Origin of the sequence: Actinoalloteichus spitiensis RMV-1378 (assembly GCF_000239155.1) — a bacterium.
Lineage (GTDB): Bacteria > Actinomycetota > Actinomycetes > Mycobacteriales > Pseudonocardiaceae > Actinoalloteichus_B > Actinoalloteichus_B spitiensis.
This window is the reverse complement of sequence record NZ_AGVX02000390.1, coordinates 1-21,159: the sequence shown is the minus strand read 5'-3', so window position 1 is coordinate 21,159 and position 21,159 is coordinate 1. Positions and strand designations below refer to the sequence as shown.

16 protein-coding genes and 2 CRISPR repeat arrays are annotated in these 21,159 nt (G+C 70.2%); of the genes, 6 read left to right on the top strand and 10 right to left on the bottom strand.

The genetic code is table 11. The features are described from left to right. Positions 1–218: 218 nt before the first annotated feature. The 5 genes from bdeA (at position 219) to ACTIDRAF_RS0217050 (ending at position 5,606) form a co-directional block, all read left to right on the top strand. Positions 219–1,127 (top strand): bis(hydroxyethyl) terephthalate hydrolase, encoded by a 909-nt coding sequence (gene bdeA, locus ACTIDRAF_RS0217070; protein ID WP_016699943.1) that lies wholly within the window; start codon positions 219–221, stop codon positions 1,125–1,127. 260 nt (positions 1,128–1,387) lie between these two features. After that, positions 1,388–2,539: an acyl-CoA dehydrogenase family protein gene (locus tag ACTIDRAF_RS0217065; protein ID WP_016699942.1), complete on the top strand. Its 1,152-nt coding sequence runs from the start codon at positions 1,388–1,390 to the stop codon at positions 2,537–2,539. A gap of 70 nt (positions 2,540–2,609) precedes the next feature. Then, positions 2,610–3,368 (top strand): 3-oxoacyl-ACP reductase FabG, encoded by a 759-nt coding sequence (gene fabG / locus ACTIDRAF_RS0217060; protein ID WP_016699941.1) that lies wholly within the window; start codon positions 2,610–2,612, stop codon positions 3,366–3,368. Positions 3,369–3,555: 187 nt separating this feature from the next. After that, positions 3,556–4,020 (top strand): MaoC family dehydratase, encoded by a 465-nt coding sequence (locus ACTIDRAF_RS0217055; RefSeq protein WP_016699940.1) that lies wholly within the window; start codon positions 3,556–3,558, stop codon positions 4,018–4,020. Next, positions 4,017–5,606 carry a long-chain-fatty-acid--CoA ligase gene (locus tag ACTIDRAF_RS0217050; protein ID WP_016699939.1) on the top strand — a complete coding sequence of 530 codons (1,590 nt, stop codon included), beginning with the start codon at positions 4,017–4,019 and terminating at the stop codon, positions 5,604–5,606. The genes ACTIDRAF_RS0217055 and ACTIDRAF_RS0217050 overlap by 4 nt, the downstream gene beginning before the upstream one ends. 400 nt (positions 5,607–6,006) lie before the next feature. On the opposite strand, the gene ACTIDRAF_RS0217045 is transcribed toward ACTIDRAF_RS0217050, so the two are convergent. From ACTIDRAF_RS0217045 to ACTIDRAF_RS0217005, 9 genes are all read right to left on the bottom strand, one after another. Beyond that, the gene (locus tag ACTIDRAF_RS0217045; RefSeq protein WP_157163091.1) at positions 6,007–6,351 is read right to left on the bottom strand and encodes a hypothetical protein; all 345 of its coding nucleotides are present in this window, start codon (positions 6,349–6,351) and stop codon (positions 6,007–6,009) included. Between the two features lie 665 nt (positions 6,352–7,016). After that, a CRISPR array of direct repeats spans positions 7,017–7,636; the repeat unit is 30 nt; unit sequence GTTGGAACTCCTCGTAGGAGCGATGAGGAC. Positions 7,637–7,747: 111 nt separating this feature from the next. Continuing rightward, positions 7,748–8,011, bottom strand: a complete 264-nt coding sequence (gene cas2, locus ACTIDRAF_RS0217040; RefSeq protein ID WP_026066200.1) for a CRISPR-associated endonuclease Cas2 — start codon at positions 8,009–8,011, stop codon at positions 7,748–7,750. A gap of 2 nt (positions 8,012–8,013) precedes the next feature. Continuing rightward, positions 8,014–8,994 (bottom strand): type I-B CRISPR-associated endonuclease Cas1b, encoded by a 981-nt coding sequence (gene cas1b, locus ACTIDRAF_RS0217035; RefSeq protein ID WP_016699936.1) that lies wholly within the window; start codon positions 8,992–8,994, stop codon positions 8,014–8,016. Further along, a complete protein-coding gene (locus ACTIDRAF_RS0217030; RefSeq protein WP_016699935.1) occupies positions 8,994–9,491 on the bottom strand; it encodes a CRISPR-associated protein Cas4 in 498 nt (165 codons plus the stop codon). The genes cas1b and ACTIDRAF_RS0217030 overlap by 1 nt, the downstream gene beginning before the upstream one ends. Beyond that, positions 9,488–11,872, bottom strand: a complete 2,385-nt coding sequence (locus ACTIDRAF_RS29410; RefSeq protein ID WP_016699934.1) for a CRISPR-associated helicase/endonuclease Cas3 — start codon at positions 11,870–11,872, stop codon at positions 9,488–9,490. Before ACTIDRAF_RS29410 ends, ACTIDRAF_RS0217030 begins: the two co-directional genes overlap by 4 nt. After that, positions 11,869–12,528 (bottom strand): CRISPR-associated protein Cas5, encoded by a 660-nt coding sequence (cas5, locus tag ACTIDRAF_RS0217020; RefSeq protein WP_016699933.1) that lies wholly within the window; start codon positions 12,526–12,528, stop codon positions 11,869–11,871. Before cas5 ends, ACTIDRAF_RS29410 begins: the two co-directional genes overlap by 4 nt. After that, positions 12,525–13,547: a type I-B CRISPR-associated protein Cas7/Cst2/DevR gene (gene cas7i / locus ACTIDRAF_RS0217015; RefSeq protein ID WP_016699932.1), complete on the bottom strand. Its 1,023-nt coding sequence runs from the start codon at positions 13,545–13,547 to the stop codon at positions 12,525–12,527. Before cas7i ends, cas5 begins: the two co-directional genes overlap by 4 nt. Continuing rightward, on the bottom strand, positions 13,544–14,983 hold the full coding sequence (locus ACTIDRAF_RS0217010) for a hypothetical protein (RefSeq protein ID WP_016699931.1): 1,440 nt from the start codon (positions 14,981–14,983) through the stop codon (positions 13,544–13,546). The genes cas7i and ACTIDRAF_RS0217010 overlap by 4 nt, the downstream gene beginning before the upstream one ends. After that, on the bottom strand, positions 14,980–15,723 hold the full coding sequence (locus tag ACTIDRAF_RS0217005) for a CRISPR-associated endoribonuclease Cas6 (protein WP_026066199.1): 744 nt from the start codon (positions 15,721–15,723) through the stop codon (positions 14,980–14,982). The genes ACTIDRAF_RS0217010 and ACTIDRAF_RS0217005 overlap by 4 nt, the downstream gene beginning before the upstream one ends. Positions 15,724–16,601: 878 nt before the next feature. Continuing rightward, positions 16,602–17,678: a CRISPR direct-repeat array (repeat unit 30 nt; unit sequence GTTGGAACTCCTCGTAGGAGCGATGAGGAC). A gap of 499 nt (positions 17,679–18,177) precedes the next feature. Between ACTIDRAF_RS0217005 and ACTIDRAF_RS0216995 the strand changes: the two genes are divergently transcribed. After that, a complete protein-coding gene (locus ACTIDRAF_RS0216995) occupies positions 18,178–19,386 on the top strand; it encodes a helix-turn-helix domain-containing protein (RefSeq protein WP_157163090.1) in 1,209 nt (402 codons plus the stop codon). 575 nt (positions 19,387–19,961) lie between these two features. On the opposite strand, the gene ACTIDRAF_RS0216990 is transcribed toward ACTIDRAF_RS0216995, so the two are convergent. Then, positions 19,962–21,159, bottom strand: a 1,198-nt coding sequence (locus ACTIDRAF_RS0216990; RefSeq protein ID WP_016699927.1) for a PucR family transcriptional regulator, incomplete at its 5' end; no start/stop codon positions are given.

The window sequence follows — 21,159 nt, the reverse complement described above, 5'->3', positions numbered from 1 at the left end:
CCCCGCCCACCCGCCACCGCCGGTCCGAGGCCGGTGGTTTCACCGATGCGCCCCACCGCGACCCACCCGAACAATCGACGCACCCCCGACCACCAGGGCCGAGGCCCCGGCGAGGTGGAGGCGTTCCCACTCGCACTCCCGCCACCAGCCCACCCCGGCGGGCCACCGCCGCCCACGCCAGCCTCACGCCGCCCGTTCGAGAAGAGGAGCACAACGTCGTGCGTTCCACACTCTCCCGACCCGCCCCGTCCCGCTCCCGGTTGCGCCGTGTCCTCACCAGCGCCGCCCTCACCCTCGGGCTCGTCGCCGGCAGCCTGGCCGCCGCCCCGGCCGCCGCCGGCCAGGAGAACCCCTACGAACGGGGCCCGGCCCCGACCGAACGGAGCATCGAGGCCCTCCGCGGCCCCTTCTCCACCACCAGCACCTCCGTCTCCCGGCTGGCCGCCAGCGGCTTCGGCGGCGGCACCATCTACTACCCGACCAGCACGGCCGAGGGCACCTTCGGCGCGGTCGCCATCTCCCCCGGCTACACCGCCCGGGAATCCTCCATCTCCTGGCTGGGCCACCGGCTGGCCTCCCAGGGCTTCATCGTCTTCACCATCGACACCCTCACCACCCTCGACCAGCCGGCCAGCCGGGGCCGCCAGCTGCTCGCCGCCCTCGACCACCTCGTCGACCACCGCGCCGTCCGCGACCGGATCGACCCCACCCGCCTCGGCGTCATCGGCCACTCGATGGGCGGCGGCGGAACCCTCGAAGCCGCCAGCAACCGCCCCAGCCTCAAGGCCGCCGTCCCCCTCACCGGCTGGCACCTGAGCAAGAACTGGTCGGACGTCCGGGTCCCCACCCTCGTCGTCGGTGCCGAACGCGACTCCGTCGCCTCGGTGACCCTGCACTCCAAGCCCTTCTACAACAGCCTGCCGTCCACCCTGAACAAGGCCTACCTGGAACTCGCCGGAGCCAGCCACTTCGCGCCGAACATCTCCAACACCACCATCGCGAAGTACACGATCTCCTGGCTCAAACGGTTCATCGACGACGACACCCGCTACGAGCAGTTCCTCTGCCCGGCGCCCTCCGGTGACCGCAACATCTCCGAGTACCGGGACACCTGCCCCCACAGCTGACCGGCACCCCGCGTCACCCCGGGTGGGGCCGTCACCGACGGCCCCACCCGGCCGTGTGCCACCCGCCGCCGACACACGCCCCCGCCGGCCGGGCGGCGCCACGCCCGCCCGCACCTGGTCGGTCCGCCCGCGACCACGCCCGCTGTACACCCGCCCAACAGCACTCCGACATCACTGTCATCCCGTCCATTTACCCCGACAACCACGCCGACTAATTTCGTGAGAACCACGGCCGCCACCCGAACGTCGCGGGGAGAACCATGGATCTCAGCCTCACCCCGGAACACGCTGACCTGCGACGACTCGCGCGGGATTTCGCGGACACCGAGATCGCCCCGCACGCGGCGGAATGGGACCGCCGGGAATCCCTCGACCTCGACCTCATTCCCAGAATGGGCGAACTCGGATTCCTCGGGCTCACCGTTCCCGAGGAACACGGCGGCAGCGGCGGCGACCACCTCGCCTACTACCTGGTCCTGGAGGAACTCGGCCGCGCCGACTCGTCCGTCCGCGGCGTCGTCTCCGTCTCCCTCGGACTCGTCGCCGCCACCATCGCCCGGCACGGCACCCCGGAACAACACCAGCGCTGGCTGCCCGCGCTGTGCGCCGGCCAGGCACTCGGCTGCTTCGCCCTCACCGAACCCGGCACCGGCTCCGACGCCGGCGCCCTGACCACCCGCGCCGCCCGCGACGGCGACGACTGGCTCATCACCGGCGCGAAAACCTTCATCACCAACGGAACCTGGGCCGACGTCGCCCTCCTCTTCGCCAGGACCTCCGACGAGGGCTCCCGGGGCATCACCGCGTTCCTCGTCCCCACCGACAGCGCCGGCTTCCACCGCCGCGAGATCCACGGCAAACTCGGCCTCCGCGCCCAGGCCACCGCCGAACTCCACCTCGACGGCGTCCGCGTCCCCGACTCGGCCCGGCTCGGCGAGGTCGGACGCGGCTTCCCCCTCGCCATGTCCGCCCTCGGCAAGGGCCGGGTGTCCGTGGCCGCCGGCTGCGTCGGCATCGCCCAGGCCAGCCTGGACGCCGCCCTCCGCTACGCCGGCGAACGCCACCAGTTCGGCAAGGCCATCGCCGGCCACCAACTCGTCCAAGGGCTCCTCGCCACCACCGCCGTGGACACCGCCGCCGCCCGACTCCTCGTCTGGCAGGCCGCCGACCTCCTCGACCGGGGCCAACCCCACGAGACGGCCGCGTCCATGGCGAAACTCTTCGCCAGCGAAGCCGCCGTCCGCGCCGCCGACAACGCCGTCCAGATCTTCGGCGGGTACGGCTACGTCGACGAGTACCCCGTCAGCCGCTACCTGCGCGACGCCAGGGTCACCACCCTCTACGAGGGAACCAGCCAGATCCAGCAACTCGTCATCGGCCGGGCCCTCACCGGCGTCGCCGCCTTCGCCTGACAAGCCCCGGCGCCCCCACCCTGCCCCCACCCGGCCACCCGCCTGAGCACCCACGAGAGGACACCCGAGCATGAGGGGATTCACCGACACCGCCGCCATCGTCACCGGAGCCGCCCAGGGCATCGGCGCCGCCACCGCCCGCCGACTCGCGGCCGAAGGCGCTGCCGTGGCGGTGGTCGACCTCAACGCCGACCGCGCCGCCGAGGTCGCCGCCGACATCGGGCGCACCGGCGGCCGCGCCCTCGCCCTCGCCTGCGACGTCACCGACCCCGACTCGGTCCAGGCCACCACCGACCGTGTCGTCGAGGAGTTCGGCCGGCTCGACATCCTCGTCAACAACGCCGGCATCACCCGCGACGACCTGCTGTTCAAGATGACCCTGCCCGACTGGAACGCCGTCCTCACCACCAACCTCACCAGCATGTTCCTCTGCTCCCGGGCCGCCCAGGCCCACATGGTCCAGGCCAGGTCGGGACGCATCGTCAACCTCAGCAGCCGCTCCGCGCTCGGCAACCGGGGCCAGTCCAACTACGCCGCCGCCAAGGCCGGCGTGCAGGGGCTCACCGCCACCCTCGCCCTCGAACTCGGCCCCTTCGGCATCCGCGTCAACGGCGTCGCCCCCGGTTACGTCGCCACCGACATGACCGCCGCCACCGCCCGCCGCGTCGGCTTCGAACCCGAGGAGCACCAGGAACGCGCCGCCGAGCAGATCCCCCTGCGCCGCGTCGCCACCCCCGAGGAGATCGCCTCCGTCATCACCTTCCTCGCCAGCGACGACGCCTCCTACGTCACCGGCCAGACCCTCTACGTCAACGGCGGCTCACGCTGACCCGGCACACCCCACCCACCCCACCCCACACCGGAGGTAGCCAGGTGACCCTCACGTTCAACGGCGAACCGAGGACAACCCGCCCCGAGCCGTCGACCCGCCGCCCCACCCGAACCCGCCCACCTCTCCGCACCCTCCGCGCGACGCCGCCCCACCGGACGCCCCCGGCCGCCCCCGGCGGTGCCAGATGAGGATCTTCGACTCACCCGCCGCCCTCCTCGACGCCACCGGAGACCACCTCGGACCCGGACCGGCCACCGTCATCGACCAGGAACGCGTCGACGCCTTCGCCGACGTCACCGACGACCACCAGTGGATCCACACCGACCCCACCCGCGCCGCCCACGGCCCCTTCGGCGGCACCGTCGCCCACGGCTACCTCACCCTCTCCCTGCTGCCCTCCTTCATCCGAGGGCTCTACCGGGTGCGGGGCGCCAGGCTGATCGTCAACTACGGCCTCAACCGGGTCCGCTTCCCCGCGCCCCTCCGCACCGGGGACACCGTCCGCGCCACCGCCCGCATCGACCAGGCCCACCAGGTCGGCGACGCCGTCCAGGTCCACCTGCTCGTCACCGTCCAGGCCGACGGCGCGGACAAGCCCTGCTGCGTCGCCGAATCCCTCAGCCGCTTCTACCCCGAGGAGGAGGCGTGACCGCGACCCTCTCCCTCACCAGCGTCCTCCGCGAGTCCGCGCTCCGACACCCGGACAAGGTCGGCGTCGTCGACGGCGACAACCGCGTCACCTACGCCGCACTCTGGCAGCGTTCCCTCCGCTACGCCGCCGCCCTCCGCGACCTGTGCCCCGGACCACGGCCCACCGTCGCCCTGCTGGCACCCAACACCGTGGAGTTCCCGACCGTCTACTACGGAGCCCTCGCCGCCGGCTGCGTCGTCGTCCCGGTCCACCTGCTGTTCACCGCCCCGGAGATGGCCCACGTCCTGCGGGACAGCGGAGCCGACCTGCTCGTCTGCCACCACGCGCTGGCCGCCGTGGGCGCCGCCGCCTCAGCCGAGGCCGGCGTCCCCCTCGTCACCGTCGGCGGCGCCCCCTCCGGGATCCCCGCTGCGGGGGCGGCCGACGGGTCGACGCCCGTCCCGTCGCTGGACCAGCTCGCCGACACCACCACCCCCCTCCCGGTGGCCGAGACCACCGCACCGGAGGACCCGGCCGTCATCCTCTACACCAGCGGCACCACCGGCGAACCCAAAGGCGCCGTGCTCACCCACCTCAACCTCGTCATGAACGCCACCATCTCGGCGTTCGACGCCAACGAGGTCCGCCACGCCGACGTCGTGCTGGGCTGCCTGCCGCTGTTCCACACCTTCGGCCAAACCGTCAGCATGAACGCCTGCTTCCGGGCCGGCGGCACCCTCGTCCTGCTCGCCCGCTTCCACCCGGACACCGCGATCGAGCTGATGCTGCGGGAGGGCGTCGACGTCTTCCACGGCGTGCCCACCATGTACGTCGCGCTGCTCGCCGCCGCCAACCAACACGACCGGCTACCCGCGCTCCGGCTGTGCGTCTCCGGCGGCGCCGCCCTCCCCGTCCCCGTGCTCGAAGGGTTCAGCACCACCTTCGACGCCCAGATCTACGAGGGCTACGGGCTGTCCGAGACGTCACCGGTGGCCACCGCCAGCCAACCGAGGTTCGGCACCCGCGCCGGAACCGTCGGCCACGCCATCTGGGGCGTCGAGGTGGAGATCGCCGAACTGGAGGACCCGGAACGGATTCGGCTGTTAGGGGAGGGGGAGCTCGGCGAGATCGTGGTGCGCGGCCACAACGTCTTCGCCGGCTACCTCAACCGCCCGGAGGCCACCGAACAGGTCGTCGTCGACGGCTGGTTCCGCACCGGCGACCTGGGCACCAAGGACGCCGACGGCTTCGTCCGCGTCGTCGACCGCAAGGGAGACGTCGTCATCCGGGGCGGCTACAACATCTACCCCCGCGAGGTGGAGGACGTCCTGGCCCGCCACCCCTCCGTGCGGCAGGTCGCCGTCATCGGCCTCCCCGACCCGGTGTACGGGGAGGAGGTGTGCGCCGTCGTCGTCGCGGAGGAGGGCGGCGAACCCGTCACCGAGGAAACCCTCGTGTCCTGGTCCCGGCCGCTGCTGGGGAAGCACAAGTACCCCCGCCACGTGCGCTTCGTCGACGAACTGCCGCTGGGCCCCTCCCACAAGGTCCTCAAACGCGAACTGCGCCGGAGACTCGCGGCGCAGCCGGGCGCGGAAGCCGGCTGAGCCGGGTCATCCGCCAGCAGTTCACAGCCTGTGGGAGTACCAGGGGAGGCGTCGCGGGAAGGGGCCTCGGCACCCGAACCCGGCATCGCCGACGGGCGGAGGGCGGCTGGCCGCCGGTACCCCCGCTCCACGCGTTCCTCCTGCCACCGCCGGGCTGGCATCGACATCAGGTGCGGGTGGTATCCGCCGTTTCCCCGAGATCGAGCCGTCGAACGAGAAGCGGAAACCCGCTCTCGCGCGACGGCTGACCACCGCGACGCCCTGGTCATGACGCTGACGGCCATGACCAGGGGTCGCCGTGCCGGTCGCAGGACAGCCACCGAGCCACCGGCGGCGCTTCGTCGCACACTGGGCGCTTCGGCGCCATTACCCCTGGCCGTGCCGTACCGCTGGTCCACGATCAGCCCAGCGGCATGCCGGGAGTCCACAGCGCCGCCGTCCGACGTGTCGCCAGCCTCGGAGCGTTCGCGTCATCCGGGGCTGGCAGGGACAACAGCGCGGACACGATGTCCAGAAACGCTCCCTCCTCGCACCACACCACGTCGGACGGCGCGGGCTGCGAGGATGTCCGCATCCGGGCAGCCAGGCAGTCGTCCGGCCCGCTGACGTGCAGGTAGTCGCCGTACGCGCGTCGCGGCCGCTGACCGAACAGGGTCCACGGAACGTAGCGATCCCCCGGAGCATGGCGGAACACGAAGCCGTGTCGCACCAGCGCGCCCAACGCCGCGTCAACCTGTGCCGTCATGCCGCCCCCGATCACGACCCCGGCGGCGCCGAATACGCAGCCGCCAGACCCGGTACCGGATCTCCACCGCGTCCCGAACACGCTGGGAGCGGGCCACGACCCAGCCCGCGGTCAGCAGCTCCGCGAGCACCGCGCTACGGAGCACCGCCCAGACGACGTCGTACGCGGACGTTCGGCAGCTCCGACCGAAGGAACGGGCGCGCGCTGCCGACAGGACGAGCCAGGACCTCGTCCCTTCCAGCGAGGCAAGCCGGCCACCCGGCCCGGGGCGGGGTTCCGGTGTGCTGTGGAAGCGGTTTACGCGCCTCGGTGTCGGGCGGGTGGCATCGAACCGTGTGAGCACAGGCGTGAGCGGCGGTGTGATGGGTAACGTCACGCTCAACTCTCCTCAGTCAGCGTCGCTGAAGAGTGATCGTGTCCGCCTGCTCTGAGGCGGCCGAGATCAGCGACGGCGCGAGTGGAAACCGACTTGGTCAGTTCCTCGGAGGCGCGATGAACCCGAACCGCTGAACGTCGTTCAGTGTTCCGTCGAGGCGGCGGCGGAGCCTCGCCTCGACGTTGGACGATGGGAGGGCGTCAGACCACCAGTTCCTGACGACCGCGATGACACAACCAGCAGGAGCCCCGAGGGCATTCCGGACCAGCCCGGCACTCCTGGTCGTTGAGTTGGAACTCCGCGTAGGAGCGATGAGGACCTGGTGATCGACCCGATCGGCCCGTCTCTGCGGTTCGGTTGGAACTCCTCCTAGGAGCGATGAGGACAGGGGGGAGTCGCCCGCCGGTCCTAGAAGGGGGGCGTTGGAACTCCTCGTAGGAGCGATGAGGACCCCCCAGTGCGGGGGTGCCGGATGGCTGCACTACCTGTTGGAACTCCTCGTAGGAGCGATGAGGACACGGCTCGAGGTCACCTACACGCGCGAGCCCGGCTGGTTGGAACTCCTCGTAGGAGCGATGAGGACCTGAGGCGGAGTCCCTGGCGGTCTCCCCGTCCTCGGGTTGGAACTCCTCGTAGGAGCGATGAGGACCCGGCCCGGTTGCCCCTGGTGCCGGCGCGAAGCGTTGGAACTCCTCGTAGGAGTGATGAGGACCCGCCGCCGCCCGGTGGATCACCACCAACTGGCAGTTGGAACTCCTCGTAGGAGCGATGAGGACCCCCCTGGTCCGCCCCTTGGGTAGTCGGCTGGTTTGTGTTGGAACTCCTCGTAGGAGCGATGAGGACACGCCCAGACCCCGGTGCCCCACGCCTCGTCCACGGGTTGGAACTCCTCGTAGGAGCGATGAGGACCCGAGAGTAAAGTCGCTGGTCACAAGGTATCTACAGTGGGATTCTGGTGGCTGTTCTGCAACGAACCCGAGGTTTGACATCCGACCCGGGGGGTTCGCTGAAATGAGGTAGTCACAGGATATCTGGCGGCTCGTCGTCCGGTCGACCCCATGCCTGGCGTTGCGGGTCGGTGCCCGGCGGGAAGGTGTAGACGAGGATGTGGTCGTAGTCGGCATCGATGCGCTGCCGCAGTTCCTCGCGGAGGCGTACGAACTGGGCCGCGCTGAGTTCCCCCTCGAACACGCTCCGCTGCTGGTGGCGTAGGTACCTTCGGCACGTCCGCAACACACCGGCATTGCGTTCCGCCGCCGTGTCGTACACGAGAATGGTGTACACCCTCACCACCAGATCCGGAACGGTTTGTACGGCGTGCCCTCAAGGCAGGTTCGGGTCAGCGCGAGCGCGTCGAGGTAGATCAACTCGTCGTACGTGACCTTGCGGCCGAGCGTGCGGTGGTTGACGCTCTCCGCCAGATCGTCGCGCACCGTCTTCACGATGAACTCCCGGCCCGCCTCGCTGAGCATCGCCTGGTTGGTCCCCACGTCGAAATGGTGCTTCTTCAGCTGTTTCCGGTTGGCCAGGCGCAGCAGGATGCGCTCGGCGAACAGCGGCTTGAAGACCTCGGCGAGGTCGAGTGCCAGGGAGTGGCGGTGTCGTTGCGTGCTGGCGTGGAGGAAGGCGACTCCGGTGTGCAACGGGGTGAGCCTCAGCCCTGTCAGGATCCGCGCGTACACGGTGCCGTTGATGAAGCTGATGACCGCGTTGCCGGCGTTTCGGGGCGGCCGCCTACTGCGTCCGTCGAGCTGGAGCCAGTCGGGCAGCTTGGTGTCGAGGGCCTCCCACGCGCTGCGGCGGAAGTTGCCCTCGGCGGCCATGAGCTGCTCGCGGGTGGTCGCCGCCTCGAGTGCCTCGGTCAGGACGCCGTAGGGCCGGGTGAGGAGCTTGCGGTCGATGACGCGGCGAATGTTGAACGCGGCGGTGTCGACGAGGCTGCGGGCGATCGTCAGGGACTCCCCGTCGTCGCTGGCGATGCGCGCCTGGTTCAGCGCCACCATTCCTGACACCGAGGTCTCGGCGGGCAGGAAGGAGCCCGCGTAGTCGCCGTAGTGGGAAAGGATGTGGATGGCGACCCGGTGCTTGTTCAACAGGCTGATCATCGAGGTGTTGAGGTCCACCTCGGCCAGCGCGATGATGTCGCGAACATCCTCGATGGGGACGAAGGCCGGGGGCTTCCCCTCGCGTTCGACGCGGATGCTGTCGTCCTGGCGACGCAGTCGGCACGGATTGAGCAGCCAGTAGGTTCGGGAGGCCGCTGGCATCACACGCTCCAGCAGTAGTCGCTGTAGCTGCACCCTCGGCAGCGGCTCTTCGGGAGGCGCGGAGGTGATTCGGGGAGGGCGATCGTGGCGACGACCTGTTCGATGTCCTCGGACGCGTGCATGTGTTCCTCCTCCGTGTAGGGGAACCGTTCGGTTTTCCGTGGTGACCGGTAGTGGAGCACCGCCCCCTGCACGTCGACGCCGACCCTGGTCAGCTGGTGGCAGTAGTGGCGGGCCTGGGCGCGGTCGGCTTCACGGCGTTTGTCGGAGTGCTTGACCTCGTGCACCCACAGCTGGTTGTCCAGGTGGTCCAGGGTGGCGGCCCCAAGGTCGACCGGGCTGAACCGGGCGTACGAGATGTCGTGGATGGCGGTGCCCAGCGCGACCGTCTCGCTGAGCTGTTCCGGTCGGAACCCCCGGGCGTACAACCAGAGTTGGCGCCGGCAGTGGTACAGGTACTTGATGTGGACTCCACCCACATCGTCGGCGCTGATCACAGAATCTCTCCCGGTTGGTAGCGACTTTCCCTCACGATGCCCCTGAGGCCGAGCTCCGGGTCGTAGTCGCCGTTGATGACGGTGATCCCGTGCCGGCGGTCGAAGTGGCCGCTGGAGCTGAGGTGGACGGGCAGCGGCAGCAGGAACCGGGAGGCGAGGAGGGCGCCCTGCCCCTTCTCGCCCTGGCGCCGGTCGGCCTGGTAGGCGGCCAGGTCGTCACTGAGGATGGCCTCGACGCCGTCGAAGGTCGCGAAGAACTCCTTCCGCAGGCCCTCGCGGTCCGCGAACGGGCTGCGGAAGTCGAGGTAGTCCTCGTCGAACCGCTCCTGGGAGACCAGCACCTCCTTCTCCCAGGTGTCGCCCCACGGCGAGTCGTAGATGGCGTTCAGCCACTGCTGGGCGTCGGCCTCGTCGATGGTCTCCCCGTCGTGGTTCTGGAGGGCTGCCCAGCACAGGCGCGTGGGGACCTCGTCATACACACCGTCAGCCCAGGTCTCCTCACCTCCGCCGCGCCGCCTCCGGTACTCCGGCTCGCACACCCACACCGACGCGGGTGCTCGTTTCCCACGGCGGTTGACCCGCCCGAACCGCTGCAACAGCGCCTCCAGCGCTGCACCGGAGGTGTGCAGGACGTCGAAGTCGACGTTGAGACTCACCTCCACGACCTGGGTGGCCACCAGGAGCCCTCGGGACGACCGGCGATCCGTCCCGAACAGCTCGAGAATCCGCTTCTCCTTCTGGGCGCGGTCGCAGTTGCGGAACCGGGAGTGCAGCAGCACCGCCTCCCCACCCTGTTCCTGGGCCACCGGCCCGAGCAGGTCGTAGAGGTCCAAGGCGTCGGCGACGTTGTTGGCCACCACCAATACCGCCTGACCGGCGTGGAGATCGGCGGCGATCCGGTCGACCGACTCCGGCGAGGTGAGGTGCCCGCCGCCGATCCGCAGCCGGTGGCGCGGTGTGTGCCGCACGCCGGCGAACCCGTCGACCACGTCCAACCGGCCGGCGATGGTGTCGTGCAGGATGCGCCGGAACCGCTCGGGCAGTGTCGCGCTCAGCACACCCACCCGTCCGCCCAGCTGCTGAGTCCACAGCCGAGTCATGGCGAGGACCATCCCGAGACGGCGAGGCTCGTAGGCGTGCAGCTCGTCGAACAGGAAGACGCTGTTCACGGTGTCAGTAAAGGTGGACGAGTCACCCGGGCCGCCGAACGCGGCCCGCAGCAACTGGTAGGGCGTGGTCACGCGGAACAGTTCGCGGTGGGTCCGGCTAGCGTTGACGTGGTCCAGCGCGGTGGCCGCATCCTCGACGGTCGGTTCGGGGCGGTCATCGGAGCCGGCGGCGGTCCGGGCCTCGATGAGTTCGTTCAGGTGGAACATGCCTGCCCTGGAGTGCAGCACGCCAACGTCCGCGACGCCGTCCTCCTCCTGGAGGCGCAACGCCATCGCGTTGATGGACGCCAGGAACGGGAGCACGTAGAACACGCGGGGCAGGGCGTTCCGCTGCTCGGCGACCTGTCGCCACGCCGCCTCAGCCCACAGCAGGCCGCCCTCCGTCTTTCCGCTGCCCGTCGGCGAGACCAGCAGCAGGTGGTGTGCCGCGGCGGCTTCCTCCTGGGGGCGGGTCAGGCGGTGCCCAGCAGCCGCCAGCCGGACCCGAACCCGGTCACCGTAGCCGCGCAGGGGCTCCCCGGTGAGCAGTTCGCCATGCGCCGAGGCGACGTGGTCGGCCATCGTGACGACACCCTGGAGCAGGACCCAGGGCAGGCCGCCCTGCTCCGTCCCCGGATACCACCAGTCCTCGGCGAGATCACGGAGCAAGGTCAGGGTGCCGGCGCGGATGTCGTCACGGGTGAGCCCGTCCAGCCGGCTCCGGTCCACCGGCAGACCCACCCGGGCCGCCGCGGCGGCGAACCAGGCCGCCAGCGCTCGCACCGTCTCGTCGTCCTCGGCGACGGTGAAGGCCTGCCCCAACGCCTGCTGGTCCTGGGAGAGGTTGTCCGGCAGGATCGAGCGCGTCGCGTCCCCGTGCAACGGGCGGTGGTGCGTGACGACCGCCGCCGCCACCCGACGGCGAACCTCCTGATCGGTGACGAGCAGGTCGACGAAGCCCAACGACAGCACCTCGTGCCGCAGGCCCCAGCGGGTGTTCGTCCGCACCTGCCGCTGAAAACCGGGGTCGATCTTGCCGCCGTCGTGGAGGAGCGCGGCCAGCTGGACGGCGGGCCACCAGGACTCGTCCCAGATGCCGTCAACGACGCCGATCCTGGCTCGGATCAACGGCACCACCGCCGACGTGCCGGCGCTGTGTTCGGTGAGGCTCTCCCCGGTCGTCGCCCCCTTCGCCGGGCTCTTGGCCCACAGGTGCGGCAGGTCCTCCGTCACGAGCGTGCCTCCACTACCTCGGGGTGGGTCGGGGGTAGGGGCACGACGGCCTGACCGTCGTGCGTGGACCAGCCGTCGCTCAGCACACCCCGGGCGGCGGCCGCATCACTGGAATGCCGGTAGTCGTCCCACCGCATCCGGGCCCGGTCCACGCTGATCGCCGTGGTGAGCCGTAGCCGGGTACCGACCGCGTCCTGGCGGTCCACGAGCAGTGCCGTGCCCTGCCTGCCCGGCTGCTCCCACAGGTCCACCCACGCGGCCCGCGCCGAACAGAGGTCCTGGCTGCGCCCCAGCCGCAGCGGCCACACCGGCCGGCGGAACCGGCGGTACCACCGGTCGAGGTCCTCGAACAGCCAGACCGTCAACCGGACACCCCAGAGGTAGTCGCGGTCCTTGGGCACCGGACTCGGTTGCCTGACCCCCTCAGCCAGCGGGTGGAAGGTCTCCAGGTCCGTTCCCCGCCCCTCGGCGTGGCAGCAAAGCGCGAACCGCGTGTCACGCGGAACCTGGCCCCACCCCCCGGCCGCCGCCGCCAGCAGACCCCCGACGGTGGAGGGCGGAGGGCAGGGCAGCCCGACCTGGAGCCCGGGGTACAGCGGATTGCGGAAGGAGGCCACCGAAGCGTCGAAGGTGACCTCCAGCGCCGGGACACTCACGAGCGGTCCTCGAACCAGGAATCGAGGTCGCCACCCTCCAACTCCGCCGCCAACTGGCGGAGAACGACGCGGGGGTGGTCGAACACGACCTGCCCGGAGTCGACAAGATCCTTCAGTTCGCGTTCCGCCGCGTCCCGCTGCCTATCCAGGTAGCCCGGGGCCCACCCGATGCGCACGGGGCCGTCGAGTTCGTCCTCCCACGCCCGCATCTCCGCCCGCAGCACGTCGAGCGCGACGACGGTTTCCCCCAGGTCGTGGCGCAGCAGCCGGGTGAAGGGGTTGTTGCCGCCCTTCACGGGCGCCAGGATGACCAGCGCGGGCGACCGCTCACCGTAGTGCAAGGCCTGCTTCGCCCCGCCCCGCAGCTCCGCCAGCGTCCGCCACAACACGGCAGCGCGGCGCCGGCGCTCGGCGAGGGGCAGGCGCAGGGCCTGCCCGAAGCGAAAGTCGATCTCCTCCGCCCCGTTCTCCCGCGCCTCCTTCGCGGCGTCCGGGTTCAGATCGGGCCGGTTGCCCTGCCCTTCCAACTGGAAGGTGCCGAGGCGGGCGAGGTCCAGCAGGACGGGGCAGGCCAGGTCGCCTGTGTAGTGCTCGTGTTCGTGGATCACCGGGTCCGCGCCCACCTCGAACCCCCGGCTCATCGTGCCGAAGTCGTGGGTGACCTGCCGGGGTGCCACGGACACGGCCGTACCCACGGCCAACACGGTGTCCCGGTTGAAGGACTTCTTCTCGATCGCGACCATGTACCCGAACAGGTCGTCGTCGAGGTACAGGTCCCCGCGCCCCTGGGTGTGGGCCTGCTGCTTGGCGCCCTTGCCGGAGCGGATCACCGGTGAGCGGGCCTCACCGGGCGGCAGCGAGTCCCGCCACCACCGCCGGACCGCCTGCGCCGACACGTAGGGGAAGACCCGGTTGCCGACCCGGGTCGCCTTGACCTTGCCGACGTTGTCCTCGCCGCGACCGTTGTTCGGCGCCCCCGCCTTGATCTCCAGCACCAGGGTGCCCACCAGGTACGTCACTCGTCGTTCTCCTTGTCCTCGCCGTCGGTGTGCAGGGTGTCCTCGATCGACCGGGTGTCGTCCGAGTCAGGGCGGTAGCCCTGGGAGTGGAGCTCGTGGATCACCGCGACGAACAGCAGGTTGCGCCGCAACCACGCCTGCTCGTCCGGTTCGAAGAGCCACCTCAGGTGGGTGGGCGTGACGAAGGGCTCGGTGGTGTCGATCAGGGAGGTCAGTTCCTCGCGGTCGCGCCACAACAGCCATTCCACGGCACCGTCGTTGAACCACTTCCGGAACGTGGTCGACTTCCGGTACGCCACCACGAAGGGCTTAACCTTCTTCTTCGTGGCCATCATGAGAGCCGCCGTTCGTTTGCCGAGGCCCTCGATCTCCTGGAGTTCGCGGTCGTTCACGTGCAGGACCTTTCCTACGAAGGAGCGGAGCGCGCCGACGAGCTGCCTGATCTCGTCACGCGTGTCGGCCGCCGAGGTCAGCAGGGGGACCAGGTATCGGAGGACCTTCGCGGGCAGCCTTCGCGGGGACCGCACCAGCTCACCCGCCAGCGCCGCCGCACCGGGAACCTTCTCCGAATGGCACGCGCGTTCCAACGAATTCCAGTGGTCCGACGACTTGTCCTGTCGGACGGCGTGAATCCACTCGACGAGCGGTTGGTCCATGCGCTGTTCGGTGAGTTCCTGCTCCTGGTTGTTGTTGGTGAAGATGATGAGGGACACGTCCGACCGGACCGGGTGCCCGTAGGCGCGGATCCGGTTCACGAGCAGGCTCTCCCGGACGTACGCCGGCCATTTGCTGGGGGTGACCGAAACCCTCCCGATGCGTTTCCGGGTGTCCTCGACCTGGTGCCGAGTGGCGAAGGACAGGAAGTCCTCGTCCCAAGCGTGGGTGATCGTCGCGCGACCACCCTGGAAGTGGCACGCGTAGGGCAGGGCGTAGAAGCTGCCCAGGCAGGTCCGGCACAGCGGCATCCCGTCGTGACCGACGACCGTGGTGTTCCGGTACTCGGTGGACATCGCCAGCGGCACGTCCACCTTCCCGTAGAAGCCGCACGCCCGTCGCCCGCACAGCGCGCAGGGCGCCTCGGGCCAGGACTCCGGCGCACGCGGAGTCCGCCATTCGACGACCGCCTGGCCGCGCTGGTCCGCGCTCAGCTTCCGCAGGCTCGGGATGTTCATCTTGCTGTTTGGCCACAGGGCGTAGGAGGCCGACAGGAGGAACGCCCCTGGCTGCTTGGCGTCGGTCTCCCGCGTCGCCGCCACCGCGTCCTCGGTCATGCGGTTCCACACGCGGAGGAACCTGTCCTCGGAAACCCGCCGCGGATGTGACTCCTTCGCCAGCACGGCCAACGCGAACGCACCCACCCGTTGCAGGGGGTGGGCCGTCAACTCGACCAGGAACGGCTCCCCGGTGCTGGTCGCCCGCGTGTCGGCCGCGGTCACGTCTCCACCGCCCCGAAACCGGCGATGTTCGCCGCTCCCAAACCCCACGACCACACGGCGGCCAGGGTGTCGGGAGACCCCACCAAGGTCACCCCAACCGCCGCACCCACCTTCGCGCCGACGGTGTCGCCCTGGCCAACGGCGAAGGACCTCTTCGGGCCCACCCGCCACACCTCGGTCAACGAGATCTCCGGGTCCAACCCCAGCGTCTCGGCCTTGCGGCGCAGATTCCGGACGAAGAAGACGTCCCACTCCGGCTCACCGGGCAACAGCCACCGCTGCGACCGGAGCCGGGCCCCCGCCGCATCCCGCGCGGGCGGCCCCTTCACCACCACCGGTGTCGTCGTCGCCAGGCGCGCCGAGCCGTCCGAGAACTCGGGAGCCGGCACGCTCACCACGTTCTGGACCCGCAGCGCGACACCGCCCCAGTCCAGGACCCGAGCCCCGGCAAGGCCGGCGGCCAACGCCTCGATCACCTCGGGCAGGGGGCTACCGAACTCCAGCGTCCCCTCACCGCCCGCCGCGTAGCGACCCCGTTGACGCCGCGCTCGTGGGAAACGGGGAGCCCCACACCCCACCGGCACGAGCCGGTGGGGACCGAACCCGGCGCTGTGCAGCTCGGCGCCCAACGCGGGGGCGTTGTCCCCCAACATCTGGTAGACGATTCCCCGGCCTGGCCTCAGGACCTCCGCCCAGGGAATGCCGGTGGCTGCCGTGGTCACCGTTGCTCGCAGTCGCATCGCACCTCCAATCCGCTGTCGTCGGGAGCAGTGACTACCACACGCCGCCGACCGGGGGAGTGCGGCGACCGCAGGCCATGAATTGGGTGGCTCTTTCGCTGAGAACCGTTTCGTCGTCCGGGGAAAATTTCCGCCGACAACCTCGCTGCGTCCGAATTCCGGTAACGGCCCGTAGGCGGAAATTCAGGCGCTGGGGGCACTCGACCTGCGGTTATGGCGATCCGGGTGTCGGTCGACGCCCGTGTCGTGACTGCGTATGACCATCCCCGGTGGAGCCTCTGGATCGCCTCCGTCCGGGCGTCGCTGAGCCGCGAGTAGGGCTCCGCGCGCTCGGTCGGGCCGGCGTCCAGCGATGCCATCAGTGACTTTTCCGCCAGGGACTACCGGTCAAGTTTCACCCACTTAGCCCAATCCTCGGCGGTGTGAACGATCCAGGTGATCTTGCTCTTTCAGCGGACCCCCCGGGTCCCCTGCAGCGAGTGAGGTTCGCTGAAAGTTCGGCCGCAAGCAGGCACTCTCAGCAGTGGGAGCTCAGGATTGGCGGTAAGGGGTACTCCAAATGGCGGTACTCGAGCTTTGTTCCTCCGAGCGGAGGCAACGGCAGGGTCAAGCTGCGGGGTGCTGGCACGGCTCTCCTCACCCGCGAGCGAGGCGCAGCCGGGCACCGTTGACCCTGCTGGATCGTTAAGCGCCGCTGGCATGGACTCGACTCGCGGCCTGAGCCGCCTGCCTCCTTCTACGGTGACTTGACAGCCTCCGCGTAGCCGTGATGCGGAGTCGGAGTTGCGCCCCTGCGGAGACCCAGTACGTGGCCCCGCTGGAATCCGTCGCAAGAGCTGAGCCACACCTGGTGACCATTCAGAACCAGCGTGGGCTGAGCTGAAACTCGCCCTAGGACCGATGAGGACGAGATCCGGCGCCGTGTCTGACCTTGTGACCGGCCGGATGGAACTCCTCGTAGGAGCGATGAGGACCCGCCTACGCAACATCCCCGCCGCGCACCGTCAGGTTGGAACGCCTTATAGGAGCGATGAGGACCCGGGACGGTGGGAAGGAAACCCTCGCGGTCTTCGATTTGGAACTCCTCGTAGGAGCGATGAGGACTTGATACGCCGGTACCGGGTGGCCCGCGTCTACTGGTCGGAACTCCTCGTAGGAGCGATGAGGACACGGTTGTCTTCGCCATCTACTCGCACGAAGCCGGGATGGAACTCCTTGTAGGAGCGATGAGGACAGGCGCGCCGGATCCGCGGATGGGAAACCATTCGGATGTTGGAACTCCTCGTAGGAGCGATGAGGACGCAGAGCGCATGGAAGCTCTTGAGAGAGTGAGGCCCGAGTTGGAACTCCTCGTAGGAGCGATGAGGACGTCATCAACAGGCGGACAAAGGCTCGCGTTGGAACTCCTCGTAGGAGCGATGAGGACCAGTAGCGCCACGTACTCCGGGCGGCGGCGCGCCGTTGGAACTCCTCGTAGGAGCGATGAGGACTGGACCCGAGCCGGAAGCTGGTGCAACCAGCAACTCACGTTGGAACTCCTCGTAGGAGCGATGAGGACACGGGGCAGGCCTGCTCCACCACCCACTCGTCGCCGACGTGTTGGAACTCCTCGTAGGAGCGATGAGGACGACCCAGCAAGCAGCCTGCCTGCTGACCCCAGACCTGTTGGAACTCCTCGTAGGAGCGATGAGGACTCGCAGAAATCCAGGCCACCGAACCGGGAGACGGGTTGGAACTCCTCGTAGGAGCGATGAGGACCGCCGCGCCGTGCGCCGCCGCGGCGGCCGCGCCCTGTTGGAACTCCTCGTAGGAGCGATGAGGACGAGTCGGGGGTGGCGTCAGCGGTCAGCAGCAGGTCGTTGGAACTCCTCGTAGGAGCGATGAGGACTCCTGGGTGTCCCAGCCCCGGTAGGGCCAGGTCGTGGGTTGGAACTCCTCGTAGGAGCGATGAGGACCCGAGAGTAAAGTCGCTGGTCAGGGCCTTCTTGCACGGTGCTTTTGGCGCCTTTTTTGCAGTGAACCTGAGGTTTGACATCTGACCCGGGGGGTTCGCTGAAATCTCCGGGCGCAAGCCTACCGTGCGCGTCGCGCCCAACCCACTCGGTGCTCGGCCGCCAGCCCGCCCCCCGGCCGCCGCAGGATGTTGAGCTCGCAGGCGGGTGCGGCCGGCCACACACAGGCAGCCGGGCCGCGCAAGTAAGGCTCGCGTCGTGACGGTGTCGCAGCGACGGGCAGCTGCCGGAGCGGGCCTCGCTCGTCGTCTGCTCCACCTGGCGTCGTGCGGTACCGCGCCGGTCGCTCGACGAGCGGCCAACCGTTGGTGTCCCCACCTGACCAGGCGACTGGCTGCCGGCGGGGAGGAACGAGTCACCGGATCGGATGGTCCTCACCAGGACGGGAGAAGCCTACGCTGGCGTACGGCAGCGGCGGGTTCGTGCGGCGAAGGGGACCTCGGTGAAACTCGAAGACGACCTCATCGGCACGAGGATTCGGCAGATCCGGCACTGGCGGGGCATGACCGCGTCCTCGGTCGCTGGCCTCGCCGGTATCAGCCGGTCCTACCTTTCGCGGATCGAACTCGGCGGGCGTGCGGTGAGTTCACGGTCGTTGCTCGAAGCGCTCGCGTCGGCCCTGCGGGTCGCCCCCTCGGCGCTGACGTCGGAATCGCACAAGACGCTCCGCCGTGGTGACCAGAGCGCACACGATGTCATCCAGGCCCTGGACAGCGCACTCACCTCCGCGATGCCCGGAGAACGGCCGGAGGACACGACGCCGCGCCCGGTTCCCGCGCTGGCGGCGGCCGTCGACAGCGTCAACGCTGCCCGCCACGCCTGCGACTACCCGGCCCTGGCGGATCTCGCGCCGCGCCTCGTACGTGAACTCCTGGTCCTGTACGCCTCGGGGCCTCATCGGCGGCAGGCCGGTGAGTGGCTCGCCTCGACCTACCAGGCGATCATGGACGCGGCGAAAGCACTGCACGGTGTGGGGCTGCCGGCCCTGGCGTACACGCACGTCAGGACGATCGCCGAGGATCTCGACGATCCTCAGCTCCGGGGGCTGGGCTACTGGATGCGTGGTCAGGCGTTCGGTCCTGGCCGGCGACGTGAACAGGTGGCCTTCTCGGCCGCTGCGGCCGGGATGCTGGAACCGCACATCGGCGAGCCGGGCGTGCTCGAAGCGTATGGTCAGGTGCACCTCAATGCGGCGCTGGGGGCCGTCGCCTCCGGCCAGCATGATGTCGCGGACGCACACCTGCGGGAGGCTCGGGACGCGGCGCGGCGAGTGAGCGGCCCAGGTTCTCCGTGGGCGGGGCTCTGGTTCGGCCCCACCAACGTCGCCGTCTGGTCGCTGGTGATCGCCTCGGAGAAGAAGGACATCGGCGCCGTGGACAGGATCGCGGGGCAGGTCGACGTCGACGTCATTCCCTACGCGGGGAGGCGAGCGGCGTTCTACTCGGAGTGGGGACGTGCGGTGATCTCGGAGACCCGGTCCCGTGAGCGGGGCCTCTCGCTGCTGCTGAAAGCCGAGAAACTCGCCCCCCACCGCGTCCGCAACCACCCCCTGGTCCGGGACGCGGTCAGCAGCCTGCTCGTGCGGTCGCGCCGGGATGCCGGTGCGGGCGCGTTGCGGGGCCTCGCCCTTCGGATGGGAATCGCGCCCTGACCAGCCCGCCCTCCCCGGTGGGGTTGGTAGCGGGACGCCGTGTGGCACTTCCCCTCCGCAGCGCACCGCGGTGTCACGCCGATCACGATGACGGTCCGCTGTGTCGTCGGCGTGCGCGTGCGGGCGTGCGAGACGGGGGCCGGCCGGCGCCGGCCGCCTGCCGGGGTCGGCTGGTGACGGCTGGCCAGCTGACCGTCCTCGCCGTGACGGGCCCTGTGGCACGGCGACGGCGACGGCATGGCGTCCGTGTTCGCGTTCAGCAGGCGGGGCGGAGAAGCCCGACTTCCTGGGGTGCCGGCCGCCAGGCGTTCGGTGATCGGCGGCCCGCCGCACACCGAGGGCGGCTGCTGGGCCAGCGGCCCGCCTGGGAACGTCACCGCCGACCAGCGTTTCCGGCCGTCGCGGCTCCGGTGCGGGTTGGCGGCACCGCATCGCGGCCGCACTCCCCACCGCGCGGCGGAACGAAACCGCGCTCAGTCCGCACGATCGAGGCAACCAGCGCTCACCGACGACCCCGGGCGTGACGGGGTCGGCGACGTGGTCATCGCCAGCACGGCTCCGCCGCCCGTCCGCCCTCACTCGCCGAGGAGGCGTTGGGCTTCCAGGGCGAGGGCGAGTTCCAGCAGGTCGCGCTGCCGGCTCAGGGACCGTCCGCTGAGCTGTTCGTAGCGGCGCAGCCGGTTCAGCACGGTGTTGCGGTGGCAGAACAGCCGGGTGCCGGCGCGCAGCGCCGATCCGTCGCAGTCCAACCACACCTCCAGGGTGGACAGCAGGACCTTCCGGTCCGGCGGGTCGAGGTCGAGGACGGGGCCGAGCGCCCGTCGGGTCAGCGCCGCCGACAGCTCCGGGCAGCTCACCACCATCGCCGAGGGCAGGTGGTCCTCCAGCAGGGCGACCTGGGCGTCGTCCTGGCAGGTGCGCAGCGCGGTGTCGGCGAAGCGGCGGGCCGCGCCCACGGCGGCCAGTTCGTCCACGGCGGGGCTCACCCCGACCCGGCAGCCCCGGGGAACGGTCAGGGCGGCGGCGAGGTCGGCGACCGTCACCTCCCCGAGCTGGACGATGCCCAGTTCCTCCTCCACCCCGGTGTGCCAGATGATCCGGGTGCCGGGAACGGCGACCCGCAGGCCCGGGTCGCGGAGCACCGCCCGGCCCTGCCCGGCGACGACCACCACCGCGTACCGCGCCTGCTGGGGGAGGTCCAGGGCGGCGGCCACCGCGGGCACGTCGGCCAGTCTCGTGCTGCCGTCCAGCAACGCCCCCACCAGTGCCCGCAGCCGTTCCTCCCGGCGCCGGGTGAGTTGGCCCTCCACCCTGCGGTAGGCGTCGGCGAGGAGGCCGCAGTGCTCGTCGACGAAGTTCCAGATGTCCGCCGCGACGTGCACCAGCAGGTGCACCCGGTCGGGGTCGCTGCGGGTGGTGGCGTCGACCAGTCCCTGCCACACCACGCCGCCGCCCAACCGGAAGGCGTGCAGCAGGGCGTCCAGGGGCAGGCCCTGTTCGGCGCGTTCGGCTCCGATCCGCCACGAGCAGCGGCGGGCCGACTCCCGGGTCTCCCGGGGGGCGAGGATCGACCGGAGGTTGTGCTCCAGGGATTCGTGCACCTCCCGCCACAGGCCGTCGAAGTCGGTGGAGGCCGACCGGTAGGCGGGTTCCTGTTCGCGCAGCAGCGCGACGAGGTGGTCGGTGAGCTGGGGGAGTTCGCTGAGCAGGCTCCGGGCGGCGTGGTGGACGACGGCGACGGCTTCGGCGCTGGCGCGGGAGCGGATCGGCGGT

Excerpts from the sequence above, each read along its gene's own strand:
- ACTIDRAF_RS0217065 (WP_016699942.1), top strand. The coding sequence starts at position 1,388 with ATGGATCTCAGCCTCACCCCGGAACACGCTGACCTGCGACGACTCGCG.
- fabG (WP_016699941.1), top strand. The coding sequence starts at position 2,610 with ATGAGGGGATTCACCGACACCGCCGCCATCGTCACCGGAGCCGCCCAG.
- ACTIDRAF_RS0217055 (WP_016699940.1), top strand. The coding sequence starts at position 3,556 with ATGAGGATCTTCGACTCACCCGCCGCCCTCCTCGACGCCACCGGAGAC.
- ACTIDRAF_RS0217045 (WP_157163091.1), bottom strand. The coding sequence starts at position 6,351 with ATGACGGCACAGGTTGACGCGGCGTTGGGCGCGCTGGTGCGACACGGC.
- cas1b (WP_016699936.1), bottom strand. The coding sequence starts at position 8,994 with ATGCCAGCGGCCTCCCGAACCTACTGGCTGCTCAATCCGTGCCGACTG.
- ACTIDRAF_RS0217005 (WP_026066199.1), bottom strand. The coding sequence starts at position 15,723 with ATGCGACTGCGAGCAACGGTGACCACGGCAGCCACCGGCATTCCCTGG.